13 protein-coding genes are annotated in these 11,336 nt (G+C 55.3%); 9 read left to right on the top strand and 4 right to left on the bottom strand.

Annotation, left to right across the window (positions count from 1 at the left end; translation table 11 throughout):
* The first annotated feature begins 9 nt into the window (after positions 1 to 9).
* Together glgX and budC are read left to right on the top strand one after the other, a co-directional pair.
* Complete coding sequence (glgX, locus tag AC6I8C_RS08600; RefSeq protein WP_497822177.1) at positions 10 to 2,085, top strand: glycogen debranching protein GlgX; 2,076 nt, start codon at positions 10 to 12, stop codon at positions 2,083 to 2,085.
* 126 nt (positions 2,086 to 2,211) lie between these two features.
* Positions 2,212 to 2,976: a meso-2,3-butanediol dehydrogenase gene (gene budC, locus AC6I8C_RS08595; protein ID WP_497822176.1), complete on the top strand. Its 765-nt coding sequence runs from the start codon at positions 2,212 to 2,214 to the stop codon at positions 2,974 to 2,976.
* A gap of 98 nt (positions 2,977 to 3,074) precedes the next feature.
* On the opposite strand, the gene AC6I8C_RS08590 is transcribed toward budC, so the two are convergent.
* A complete protein-coding gene (locus AC6I8C_RS08590) occupies positions 3,075 to 3,350 on the bottom strand; it encodes a hypothetical protein (RefSeq protein WP_497822175.1) in 276 nt (91 codons plus the stop codon).
* 543 nt (positions 3,351 to 3,893) lie between these two features.
* Here AC6I8C_RS08590 and AC6I8C_RS08585 point away from each other — a divergent pair.
* The gene (locus AC6I8C_RS08585; RefSeq protein ID WP_497822174.1) at positions 3,894 to 4,430 is read left to right on the top strand and encodes a TetR/AcrR family transcriptional regulator; all 537 of its coding nucleotides are present in this window, start codon (positions 3,894 to 3,896) and stop codon (positions 4,428 to 4,430) included.
* Complete coding sequence (locus tag AC6I8C_RS08580) at positions 4,430 to 5,578, top strand: MFS transporter (RefSeq protein ID WP_497822173.1); 1,149 nt, start codon at positions 4,430 to 4,432, stop codon at positions 5,576 to 5,578. The genes AC6I8C_RS08585 and AC6I8C_RS08580 overlap by 1 nt, the downstream gene beginning before the upstream one ends.
* Positions 5,579 to 5,726: 148 nt before the next feature.
* Here AC6I8C_RS08580 and AC6I8C_RS08575 read toward each other — a convergent pair whose 3' ends face one another.
* Complete coding sequence (locus AC6I8C_RS08575; RefSeq protein ID WP_497822172.1) at positions 5,727 to 5,960, bottom strand: hypothetical protein; 234 nt, start codon at positions 5,958 to 5,960, stop codon at positions 5,727 to 5,729.
* 286 nt (positions 5,961 to 6,246) lie between these two features.
* Here AC6I8C_RS08575 and AC6I8C_RS08570 point away from each other — a divergent pair, with 286 nt between their 5' ends.
* From AC6I8C_RS08570 to AC6I8C_RS08560, 3 genes are all read left to right on the top strand, one after another.
* Positions 6,247 to 6,768, top strand: a complete 522-nt coding sequence (locus AC6I8C_RS08570) for a GNAT family N-acetyltransferase (protein ID WP_497823325.1) — start codon at positions 6,247 to 6,249, stop codon at positions 6,766 to 6,768.
* Positions 6,769 to 6,872: 104 nt separating this feature from the next.
* Positions 6,873 to 8,084, top strand: coding sequence for a diguanylate phosphodiesterase (locus AC6I8C_RS08565; RefSeq protein WP_497822171.1), 1,212 nt, complete (start codon positions 6,873 to 6,875; stop codon positions 8,082 to 8,084).
* Between the two features lie 228 nt (positions 8,085 to 8,312).
* Positions 8,313 to 8,546, top strand: a complete 234-nt coding sequence (locus tag AC6I8C_RS08560; RefSeq protein ID WP_013357724.1) for a DUF4060 family protein — start codon at positions 8,313 to 8,315, stop codon at positions 8,544 to 8,546.
* Between the two features lie 48 nt (positions 8,547 to 8,594).
* Here the strand turns inward: AC6I8C_RS08560 and anmK are convergent, their stop codons facing one another.
* Entirely contained in the window at positions 8,595 to 9,716 is a 1,122-nt protein-coding gene (gene anmK / locus AC6I8C_RS08555) for an anhydro-N-acetylmuramic acid kinase (RefSeq protein WP_497823324.1), read from the bottom strand.
* Positions 9,717 to 9,998: 282 nt separating this feature from the next.
* Here anmK and slyB point away from each other — a divergent pair, with 282 nt between their 5' ends.
* Complete coding sequence (gene slyB, locus AC6I8C_RS08550) at positions 9,999 to 10,466, top strand: outer membrane lipoprotein SlyB (protein ID WP_013357722.1); 468 nt, start codon at positions 9,999 to 10,001, stop codon at positions 10,464 to 10,466.
* Positions 10,467 to 10,506: 40 nt separating this feature from the next.
* Here the strand turns inward: slyB and slyA are convergent, their stop codons facing one another.
* Entirely contained in the window at positions 10,507 to 10,944 is a 438-nt protein-coding gene (slyA, locus tag AC6I8C_RS08545; RefSeq protein WP_010245551.1) for a transcriptional regulator SlyA, read from the bottom strand.
* Between the two features lie 150 nt (positions 10,945 to 11,094).
* Between slyA and AC6I8C_RS08540 the strand changes: the two genes are divergently transcribed.
* Positions 11,095 to 11,331: a DUF1656 domain-containing protein gene (locus AC6I8C_RS08540; protein WP_013357721.1), complete on the top strand. Its 237-nt coding sequence runs from the start codon at positions 11,095 to 11,097 to the stop codon at positions 11,329 to 11,331.
* Positions 11,332 to 11,336 lie beyond the last annotated feature (5 nt).

Below are 11,336 nucleotides of genomic sequence, written 5' to 3'. Positions count from 1 at the left end.
GAGGCATAAATGTCAAACAGTCAGCGTTTTGAAATTACGGCGGGTTACAGCCATTTGCTGGGGGCCAATTTTGATGGCCAGGGCGTGAACTTCGCCCTGTTCAGCGCCCACGCCGAGCGGGTTGAACTCTGTCTGTACGATCCCAGCGGCAAAACGGAAATTGCCCGGCTGGAGCTGCCGGAATATACCCACGAAGTGTGGCACGGCTATATTCCGGGCCTGAAGCCCGGCGCGCTCTATGGCTATCGCGTCTATGGACCTTATGACCCGGAAAATGGTCACCGTTTTAACCCGAACAAGCTGCTGCTCGACCCGTACGCCCGTGAACTGGCGGGCGACATCGCGTGGAACGAGGCGCACTTCGCGTACGATCTCTACCATGACGATAAAGATCTGACGTTCGACACCCGTGACAGCGCCCCGTTTACGCCTAAGTGCCGGGTGATCGACCCGAATGAATTCGACTGGCAGGATAAAAACCGCCCGAATGTGCCGTGGCCGAAAACCGTCATTTATGAAACGCACGTGAAAGGCTTTACGCAGCTCAACACCGCACTGCCGCCGGAACTACGCGGCACCTTTGACGGTATGGGTCACAAAGCAACCGTCGACTACATCAAAAGCCTGGGCATTACCTCCGTCGAGCTGCTGCCGGTGCACTGGTTCCCGGACGATCAGCATCTGCTGGATAAGGGGCTGAAAAACTTCTGGGGCTACAACACGCTGGGCTTCTTTGCGCCCGCGACCCGCTACTTCGGGCCACGCGGTATTCAGGGCTTCCGTGACATGGTGCGCGCCTTCCACGATGCCGGTATTGAGGTCATCCTCGACGTGGTCTACAACCACACCGCCGAGGGTAATGAGCTGGGTCCGACGCTGTCATTCAAAGGCATCGATAACTTCTCCTATTACCGTACGATGCCCGACCAGCATCGTTACTACATCAACGATACCGGCACCGGCAATACCGTGAATACCTCGCATCCGCGCGTGCTGCAGATGGTGCTAGATTCGCTGCGTTACTGGTCAGAGTCGATGCATATCGACGGCTTCCGTTTCGATCTCGGCACGATTCTGGGGCGCGAACCGGATGGTTTCGACCCGCGCGGCGGCTTCTTCGATGCCGTGATGCAGGATCCCATTCTGTCGCAGAAAAAACTGATTGGCGAACCCTGGGATATTGGTCCGGGTGGCTATCAGGTAGGCAGCTTCCCGCCAAGCTGGGCAGAATGGAACGATCAGTATCGCGACACGGTGCGTGACTACTGGAAAGGCAACAACGTCTCCACCGACTTCGCCGCCCGCCTGCTGGGTTCCGGCGATCTCTACGATCAGCACGGTCGGCGTCCGTGGGCCAGCGTCAACTTCATTACCGCTCACGACGGCTTCACGCTCAACGATCTGGTGTCGTACAACGACAAACATAACGATGAGAATGGTGAAGACAACAACGACGGTCACAACGACAACCGCTCCTATAACTACGGCGTTGAAGGCCCGACCGATGACGAAGGCATTAACGCGGTGCGCGAGCGTCAGAAGCGTAACTTCCTCGCCACGCTGATCTTCTCCCACGGCACGCCGATGCTGCTGGCAGGCGACGAGTTTGGCCGCAGCCAGATGGGCAACAACAACGGCTACTGCCAGGACAGCGAAATCTCCTGGGTACACTGGGATAACCTGCCAGAGTCCGCGGAGGCGCTGCGCGAGTTCACCCGTCAGATTCTGACATTGCGTGCTCAGCAGCCGTTGCTGCGCCGTGAAAACTGGCGTGACGGCATGGATATCAAGTGGTTTAACGCCGGTGGCGGCTTCCAGCAGAGTGAGCAGTGGGATGAAGGCTCAACGCTGGGCGTCTATATCGGCCGGCCGGATCTGCAGACCGAGGAAGGCATCTGGCATGACGTTCTGATGCTGCTTAACCCGTTCGAAGGCAATGTGCCCTTCCGCATTCCGCAGTTTGGCGAAGGTGGCTGGGTGCTGGAGCTGACCACCAGCGATGTGGCGAAGCGGGGTCTGGTGATCACTAAAGAGAAGGATTTCGAGCTGGAAGGACGCAGCTTCGCCCTGTTCAGACGTCCCTAGTCGCTGAACAGGTTAACCATCAGGCATCAGGCGCAGCGCATTCCGCGCTGCGCTTGTTTTTTTGCCGATCGCTGCCAGGCTTAACCGGTTGTTAACAGTAAGAATTGATGCTGATAAGGAGGCATAATGTCCAGATTTACACAGAAAGTTGTGGTTGTGACAGGTGCCGGATCCGGCATTGGCGAAGCCAGCGCAAAGCATTTCGCTGAAGAAGGGGCATCCGTGGTGCTGGCAGGACGCACCCGACAGAAACTGGAAGAGACGCTGGCTGAAATGACGGCGGGCGATCATCTGGTGGCGGCCTGCGACGTCTCAGAGGCCGAACAGGTTAAACAGCTGTCAGAAACGGTGCTGAAGAAGTATGGCCGTGTAGACGTGCTGGTGAATAATGCGGGCGTTATCGTGCAGGGCCGCATTCATGAAGTCGACCTCGACGCATGGAAAACCCTGATGAAAACTGACCTTGATGGCGTTTTCCACGGTGTTCACTACTTCATGCCAGCGCTGCTGAAGAGCAAAGGTAACGTCGTCAACATTTCCTCCGTTTCCGGCTTAGGCGGTGACTGGGGTATGAGCATCTACAACGCCGCTAAAGGGGCGATTACCAACTTCACCCGTGCGCTGGCGATGGATTACGGTGCGGATGGCGTGCGGGTCAATGCAATCTGCCCCGGCTTCACCTTTACCGATCTGACCGAAGATGCCAAACAGGATCAGGAACTGCTGGAGCGTTTTTACGATCGTATTCCGCTGCGCCGTGCCGGTGAAGCGGATGATATTGCTCGTGCGATTCTCTTTATTGCCAGCGATGAAGCCAGTTATATTACCGGCGTCAATCTGCCGGTTGATGGCGGAATTACCGCCTCAAATGGCCAGCCTAAACAGGCATAAGTATCAGGGCAGCGTATTACGCTGCCTTTTTTATTGTGAACGCCCCGCCCTGTTAATTCCCTTTATTCTCTTTTGCTGCTGCCATTTAATTTCAGTAATTAATGTTTTGGCGTGTGACGGGTTGGTGTTGCCGCCCGGGCCGGTTTAATTGCCGTGCTGGTACTGGTCGGGCAAATAAAGGTGCTCAGGCAGGCATTACACAATATGGCATTAGCGTGATGGACTTTCGCCACCGCCAGCGCCTGCTGTCGGGTATAAAGCGAACCAATAAAAACGCGTTTATCGTTCTTTAACAGATTAACGCAACCTTCTTTGTGTAAAATCCATCCACCCATGGGACGCGGGCACAGATAATAATAGCTGGCTTTGAGCATGGTAGTCATCCTGATAGTTGCTGTATGTATCGTAAAAAACGAACCAAAATTCGTAAGAGGTTTTATTTGTAATCTGAAGCTTTATTAAACTAACTGAGAATTATCCCTAAAACCACTTTATTGCATAACTCAAACCGACTTTGAGAATATGCCCTTTTCAGCCACGATTATCGCTTCAGTCATTCAGCGCGCCTGGACTTCCCGCCCCGCCTTACAGCCCCGCTTTCATTTAGGGTTCTAATGCATCAACAAAAAACCACAAATAAAAATAAGCATTATAAAACAGCTACTTATCTTAATTTTTACTATAACACGCCTGATATGTCACGGCCGTTATGATTAGAGTTACAACAAACGATATTAACCGCCGCAGGGGTACTTATGAGTATTGATAAACTGAGGCTGAAAAAGCGTGAAAGCGGCAGAGCGCCTTTCTTTTAGCGAAGCGCTGAGATAGGCAGAGTCGGGGGTTTATCAATACCAGCGGGCGTAATTAACCGTAACTGGCTTGAAAAAGTAAAACGATCGGTTTACTTTTAAAGAATGAAAAAGAGAGACGATATCCTTCAGGCCGCCGAGCAGCTCTTCTATACCCATGGCTTCCACGCCACCAGTACCGATCAGCTCTGTCGCGAAGCGGGCGTCTCAACACGCACGCTTTATCATCATTTCGACTCTCGCGAAGCACTTACCGCCGCGGTGCTTAACGCCCGTGAGCAGCGCTTTATGGCGGCGCTGCTGCCAGCGCAACAGCCTGAGGCAATCGCGCATCTGTTTACGGTGCTGGTTGAGTGGACGACGTTAAACGGCGCGCGTGGCTGCTTCTTTCTGAAAGCCTGGGGAGAGTATGCCGAGCGGGATAGTGAGCTGGCATCCCAGGCTCTGGCCTTTCGCGCCACGATGCGTGCTTACATTACGCAATGCGTGACGCATCTGCGCGGCGATGTTAATCAGCAGCTGAGTGATGCCATCTGGATACTGTTTGAGGGGGCGATTACCACAGCGCTGATTACCGGTCCTGCCGCTGTGCGGCAGGCGGAACAGGTCGCCAGCCAGTTATTGCAGAGTGGTGCGGCCTGATGAGGTCATCCGCCGCGCTGGCGCTGACCGGCTTTAGCCTGATTGCTGTGACTTACGGCATGGCGCGCTTCTCCTGGGGGTTGATGCTGCCTTCGATCTCAGCCGATATCCCGTTCAGCCCGCAGCAGGCAGGCTTGCTGTCAGCCTGCAGCTTTGTGGCCTACTGCCTCACTATTCTCACCGCAGCCGCACTGGCAGACCGCTATGGTGCCCGACTGACTGCGCTGCTGGCCGCCCTGAGTGCCGCATCGGGGCTGCTGCTGCTTGCCTGCGCCTCCTCACCGCTACTGCTGGCGACTGGACTGTTTGTTGCCGGATTGAGTTCAGGGCTGGCCTCGCCTGCTCTGGCCGCGGCTGTCAGTAACCGGATTGCGGCTGCCGATCAGCCGCGCATCAATACCCTGATCAACGCTGGCACCAGCGCAGGTATCATTCTGACCGTGGTGATCCTCAGCATGCTACCTGGCGGATGGCGGACCGCCTGCCTGCTGTTCGCCCTGCTGTCCCTGGCCTGTCTGCTGCCGGTGATGCGCGTGCTTTCGGTGCATGCGGCTGGTCGCGCCGCCCGCGTCAGCCGCTGGCACCAGCGTCTGTACCGTCGCGCTATGCGCCGGCTGATGGGCATAGCGCTGGTTTCAGGTCTGGTCAGTGCGGCCTGGTGGAGCTTTGGGTCGGCGCTGCTGCGCCAGCATGTCGGTGTCGATGCAGAGACCGCCTGTTTACTCTGGCTCGTTGCCGGAGGTGCAGGCATCGCGGGTGCAGCAACCGGCCCGGTCGCTGCCCGTATCGGGCTGAACGCGGTTTACCGGCTATCGTTGTGCGGGATGGCATTGCCACTGCTGGTTCTGGCCTTCAGTCACGGTGAATCTGCCGGTTTACTGATTGCGGTGGCCTGCTGCGGCGCAGGTTACGTCACGCTGTCGGGCGTCTTGCTGGTATGGGGAGCACAGGCCACGGCGGAAGAGCCGGCGACAGGCGTGGGTATCCTGTTCTTTATGCTGGCAGTCGGTCAGGTTGCGGGATCGCTGCTGTTTGGTCAGCTTTACGCCGCGCTGGGTGCCATTACAGCATTAACGCTGTTTGGACTCAGTGCCCTGCTCCTGCTGTTTATTACACCGTCGCAGAATAGTGACGCCTCAGATAAATAAGCCGTAAATAACAAACAGCGTCGTAAAGCGTGGCGGTAATTAACTGATAATGTTATTTACCAGACAGCGTGAAACAGAACTGCCCGGCTCATCAGAAATAATCATGTCATTTTTATAATTAAATGGATAAAGGCAGCTCCGAAGTTTTTCAGATCGCGCGGATATTTTTAATCCGCGGATTCACCTTTTGCTGAAGTAAATCTTCAGCGGGCCCCAGATAATAAGGCACCGCACACTGCTTACCATCTTTGGTAAAAATAATCTGGTTATCCTGCAGGAATAACGCCGTAAAATGGCCCAGCACGACCCCATTTAATTCGAAGCAGTGATTTCGTGCTGCACGCAGCCCCTGCTTACTCTTCATAAAATCAACAAATCGCATCACGCTGCGCCTCCCATCAATTAATTCACCCAATCGGAACGGCACAGATAATAGCCTTAACTCCGGAGCGGATCATCCGGCTGACGCTGTTTTCAGAATAGGCTTAACCGCCATTCAGAAGCGGGACACACCGGCGAGGATAACTATTCCCTTTTCACCAGGAATAGTCCTGGAGGAAGCGCCAGTAATAAAATTGCTGACGCGCACGAGATTTATATTGCGTGCTCTGAGCGCCCGCTATACCGTTGTTTTTCAACAGGTGCAGACGATCAGGGCAAACCTCATGATGGAAATTTATGATGCAGATGAACGCCACATCCCGGCGATTCAGCAGATTTACGCCTGGCATGTCCTTAACGGCACCGGCTCATTTGAGACCGTGCCCCCTGACGCTGCAGAGATGGGCGAGCGAATGCGTAAGATACAGCAGGCGGGGCTGCCGTGGTTCATCGCTGTCAGCGACGGCGACGTACGTGGATTTTGCTATCTGGCACCTTACCGCCCGCGCCACGCCTACCGCCATACGCTGGAAGACTCGATTTATATTGATCCTGGCTTTCAGAAGCGCGGTGCCGGTTCACGTCTGCTGGAGCATGTGATCCAATGGGCGGAGCAGAAAGGCTACCGCCAGCTGATCGCCAACGTCGGCGACAGCGAGAACCGGGGGTCGATTGCCGTGCACCAGGCAGCAGGTTTTGAGATGACAGGTATCCTGCGTTCGGTGGGTTTCAAACAGGGCCGCTGGCTGGATACCGTTTTCATGCAACGTTCTCTGGGAACCGGCGATACCACGCCGCCAGTTGATTAAAATAATAGCGTCATAATAAGAAAGTCATACTGGCCCTCGTTTTCCCCAGGAGAAGCTTCTGGTAAGGTGCCTTAACAAAAAGATAAAAAATTCCGGAACCCTTAATGTTGTCGACAATCATCTATCGCAGCCACATCACTGAACATGTGCAGCTCGAGACCCTGAATGATTTGGCGCGAAAAGCGAATAAAATCAACAAATCGTCCGATGTCACCGGAATTTTACTATTCAATGGCACGCATTTTTTCCAGCTTCTGGAAGGCCCGGAGGCGGCAGTAAAGGCGGTGTATAGCCGGATTTGCCAGGATCCGCGCCACCACAATCTGGTCGAACTGCTGCGCGATTACGCCCCGGCGCGACGTTTTGGTCATGTGGGTATGGAGCTCTTCGATCTGCGTCTGCACGATCAGGAAACCGTGCTGGAGTCAGTGCTGGAAAAATGCACCACGAAATATCAGATGACCTATGCCGATCGCGCACTGCAGTTCCTGCGCACCTTTGTTGAAGCTCGCGAAAAAGAGAACTATTTCGAGATACCTGCCGCCAGCGGCTGGACGTTTATTCGTAATGAGACAGAGCAGCGCGAAGGCGATGCGGCGCTGGTGGCTACGGATGAAGTCAGCTTTGCGTTTCAGCCTATTGTTGATCCCTTCGCCTGCGAGATCGTTTCACTGGAAGCACTGCTGCGCGGTCCGCAGGGAGAATCGCCGCTCGACTACTTTGCCCGACTGACACGCGAGCAGCTTTATCAGGTCGATCTGCAGTCGAAAAAGATCGCTTTTGCGCAGGCGAAGAAGCTGGGGATTGAGGGGATGACCCTGTCGATCAATCTGCTGCCGATGACGCTGGTAGAAGTGCCTGACGCCGTCCCCTTTTTGCTGGATGAGATTGCTGCCCAGGGGCTGGTGCCCGAGCAGGTCATGGTTGAGTTCACCGAGAATGAAATCATCTCGCAGCCGGAAGCGTTTGAAGCCGCCATCAGGCAGCTGAAAGCGGCCGGCATCAGCCTGGCGCTGGATGATTTTGGTGCCGGTTTTGCCGGGCTGTCGCTACTGACCCGCATTCAGCCCGACAAAATTAAGATCGATCGCGCCATCATCTCTGACGTGCATAAAAGTGGGCCGAAACAGGCGATCATCCACGCCATTCTGAAATGCTGCGCCTCACTGGAGATCGGTGTGATCGCCGAAGGCATTGAACAACCGGAAGAGTGGATGTGGCTGGAAGCCGCGGGCGTGACCCAGTTCCAGGGATTCCTGTTCTCTGAGCCTGAACTGAATGGCGTTGCGGCCGTGGCCTGGCCGGAGCTGATTTAACCTCCTGCGATTTGGATGATTTTACGCTTCCCTGCCTTGCTGGATCACCCGGCGGCTGCTAAATAATTTACAGCGCCGGAGGATCATCTTTCTGTCATCTCTCCGCGTCACAGTCAGTCATGAACCCATCAGTGATTAAATGTTTAGCAGTCAGATGTTCAGTGTTTAGGCCAGCGCTACGCGCCATTACGTGCGACGTGACTCCAGGGACAGCATTTGAGGAACTGAATGAAGCAAATCATCCGCGGTGATAAAGAACCCTCCCATATCCTGGCAGCGACCCGTGCGCTCGAAGCGCATTACGCCCGCTACGGAGAAGGGAATAAGTACCATCCCATCATCTATTCCATCGCCTACCGCAGCCGGTTTTATCAGGTTGAGGTCATTACCCGACGTGAAACCATGGTTGCCACGGTGATTACCGGGGTTCGTAATCTGACGCATCTCTCCGGCGCCGCCTGACGGCCGCCTGCTCGCCTGCGGGGGCAAACTGTCCCCCGCATCCCCCGCTTAACGCCGGTAGAGGGAATTGGCCGGATAAATTGCGCCTATCACGCTTTTCTCTCGTGCGCCCGTCACCGCAGGCAGATTGCCCGGCAGACCGGAGAGCGTACGGAACGCCAGCCAGGCAAACGCCAGCGCTTCCATGTCATCACCACTGATACCCGCCGCATCGGTGGTCGCCACTTCCGTTCCGGGAAGGTGTGCTGCCAGCCGCGCCATCAGCAGCGGATTGCGACTGCCGCCGCCGCACACCAGCAGACGATCGCAGCCATCATTGAGTAACACCTGCTGTGTAATAGTGATGGCGGTCAGCTCCACCAGCGAGGCCTGCACATCCTGCGGTGCCAGACCGGGGAAATAGCGCAGATGCTGCTCCAGCCAGCCCAGATTGAAGTGTTCGCGCCCGGTGCTCTTCGGCGGCGGCAACGCAAACCAGGGTTCGCGCAACAGCGCCTCCAGCAGAGCCGGGATCACCGAGCCGCTGCGCGCCCACTGCGCATCATTATCATAAGGCTGACCCTGATTGCGCCATATCCAGGCGTCCATCAGCATATTGCCGGGACCAGTATCGAAGCCGCGCACCGCCTGTCCAGGGATCAGCAGCGAGAGATTGGCGATGCCACCAATATTCAGCACCATGCGGCGTTCTGCGGCATCCATCAGCAGCGCCTGATGAAAAGCAGGCACCAGCGGCGCGCCCTGCCCGCCCAGCGCCATGTCACGGCGGCGAAAATCGCCCACCACGGTGACGCCAGTTGCCGCGACAATCTGATTATTGTCACCAATCTGCAGCGTATTTGGCGCGTCACTCTGGGGCTCATGCCAGACGGTCTGACCATGACAGCCAATCGCCGTGATATCGCTGGCCTCCAGCGATTCGCGCTTCATCAATGTCACGACGGCTTCAGCGAAGAGCTGGCCGAGGCGGGTATCAAGCTGACCGAGCTGTGACAGGGTCAGGGATTGCCCCTGGCAAATCCCCAGAATGGCCTGACGCAGCGCAGGTGGCATCGGATGGCAGTAACTTGCCTGCTGCGCCACCATATTCTCATCAATGGCGGCCAGCACCACATCCACGCCATCCAGGCTGGTGCCTGACATTACCCCGATATAGCGTCCTGATTTCATAACCATTCCTTACTTCCGGCGGGAAGTGCGATTCATCTGCGGTTAGCCTGACAAATAATGATCGCTAATTCTATGATTAAATTCTTTTTATCCGATCGTGCTGACCAGTAACGTGACGGGACTATTTTTAGACGACGATTGAATTATTGTTGATCTTACATAGTCTATGCTTCGTCCAACCGTGTTTTATTCGGACAGGGATTAATTTGCCAGTTTTGTGTCTTATACTGTGTGCAGGATATAGCGATAAACGTGGCGCCTTCTCGACTAAAGGAGTTTCAAATGATTAAGCGTGTAATTGTGGTCGCTCTGGCCGGTGCGATGCTGGCAGGTTGTAGCAATACCAGTACGCTGTCGGGTGATACCTACAGTGCCAGTGAAGCCAAGCAGGTGCAGAGCGTGTCGTACGGTACTCTGGTCTCTGTGCGTCCGGTGAAAATCCAGGGCGGTGATGAAAGCAACGTCATCGGTGCAATCGGTGGTGCGGTGCTGGGTGGCTTCCTGGGTAATACCATTGGTGGCGGCACCGGACGTAGCCTGGCAACAGCCGGTGGTGCGGTTCTGGGTGGCGTAGCAGGCCAGGGTGTTCAGGGCGCAATCAATAAAACCGATGGCGTTGAGCTGGAAATCCGTAAGGATGATGGCAACACCATCATGGTGGTTCAGAAACAGGCCGCCTCGCGTTACTCCGTTGGCCAGCGTGTTGTTATGGCGTCCAACGGCAGCCAGGTGACGGTTTCACCTCGCTAAGGCTGCAAAACAAAAAACCGACGCCCGGGCGTCGGTTTTTTTATTTCTCTTTGTGCTGAAGTTCGAGAATGTTTTTCTCAAGCCGGGCGATCAGCGTCACCATCTGACTAATTTCTTCCCGACTGATGCCGGACAGAATGTCATCCCGCGTCTCATCAATCACACTCTCAACCTGTTCGATAATCGGCTCCGCCTGCTGCGTCAGCTTAATGCGCTTGGCGCGACGATCGTTGGCGCAGGTCGAACGGGTAATTAATCCTTTCTCTTCCAGTTGATCCAGCGTCCGCACCAGCGAAGGCTGTTCAATACCAATCGCCTTGGCTAACTGAATCTGCGACTGTTCGGGCGGCAGTTGATGAATATTGTGCAACGTCACCCAGTGAGTCTGAGTCAGCTCAAGCGGCTTGAGCCGCTGATCAATCAACGCGCGCCAGATGCGCACCAGGCGAGATAAATCCGTTCCGAGGGGCGTATCCATTTCATCTCCTTATAATTAGCTTGCTAGCTATCAAGCCAGATTTTACACTATTCTGCGAGTTTACAGGACAAATTACAAATCCCGGACCAGGCTACGATTACGCGGCAGCGCGTTCAGTCTGCCGTTTGGGTTAACGAAGGATGTTATCACGTGCTCACTCCTGCTTTTTCAGGTGCGAAACCGCTAACCGATCTGGTCGTGGGCGCCTCGCTTTTTTTCCCGCCGATATTCAAAGCGGTGTTGCTCGGCTTCTTTTTCTGGCTGCTGATTCACCCGCTGGTACGCGGCTGGATCTACTCCGGCGACGTCTGGCATCCCACCCTGTTTGATCTCTCCCTGTTTGTGCTGTGCGTTACCGCCGCACTCTGGCTCATCGGTCACGGATAATCGAT

This window comes from Pantoea sp. X-Soil-YNGN-844 (genome assembly GCF_059730595.1).
Note: the sequence above shows the minus strand (reverse complement) of the source record. Positions and strands in the feature narration are given on the sequence as shown.

Excerpts from the sequence above, each read along its gene's own strand:
- glgX (WP_497822177.1), top strand. The coding sequence starts at position 10 with ATGTCAAACAGTCAGCGTTTTGAAATTACGGCGGGTTACAGCCATTTG.
- budC (WP_497822176.1), top strand. The coding sequence starts at position 2,212 with ATGTCCAGATTTACACAGAAAGTTGTGGTTGTGACAGGTGCCGGATCC.
- AC6I8C_RS08590 (WP_497822175.1), bottom strand. The coding sequence starts at position 3,350 with ATGCTCAAAGCCAGCTATTATTATCTGTGCCCGCGTCCCATGGGTGGA.
- AC6I8C_RS08585 (WP_497822174.1), top strand. The coding sequence starts at position 3,894 with ATGAAAAAGAGAGACGATATCCTTCAGGCCGCCGAGCAGCTCTTCTAT.
- AC6I8C_RS08580 (WP_497822173.1), top strand. The coding sequence starts at position 4,430 with ATGAGGTCATCCGCCGCGCTGGCGCTGACCGGCTTTAGCCTGATTGCT.
- AC6I8C_RS08575 (WP_497822172.1), bottom strand. The coding sequence starts at position 5,960 with ATGCGATTTGTTGATTTTATGAAGAGTAAGCAGGGGCTGCGTGCAGCA.
- AC6I8C_RS08570 (WP_497823325.1), top strand. The coding sequence starts at position 6,247 with ATGGAAATTTATGATGCAGATGAACGCCACATCCCGGCGATTCAGCAG.
- AC6I8C_RS08565 (WP_497822171.1), top strand. The coding sequence starts at position 6,873 with ATGTTGTCGACAATCATCTATCGCAGCCACATCACTGAACATGTGCAG.
- AC6I8C_RS08560 (WP_013357724.1), top strand. The coding sequence starts at position 8,313 with ATGAAGCAAATCATCCGCGGTGATAAAGAACCCTCCCATATCCTGGCA.
- anmK (WP_497823324.1), bottom strand. The coding sequence starts at position 9,716 with ATGAAATCAGGACGCTATATCGGGGTAATGTCAGGCACCAGCCTGGAT.
- slyB (WP_013357722.1), top strand. The coding sequence starts at position 9,999 with ATGATTAAGCGTGTAATTGTGGTCGCTCTGGCCGGTGCGATGCTGGCA.
- slyA (WP_010245551.1), bottom strand. The coding sequence starts at position 10,944 with ATGGATACGCCCCTCGGAACGGATTTATCTCGCCTGGTGCGCATCTGG.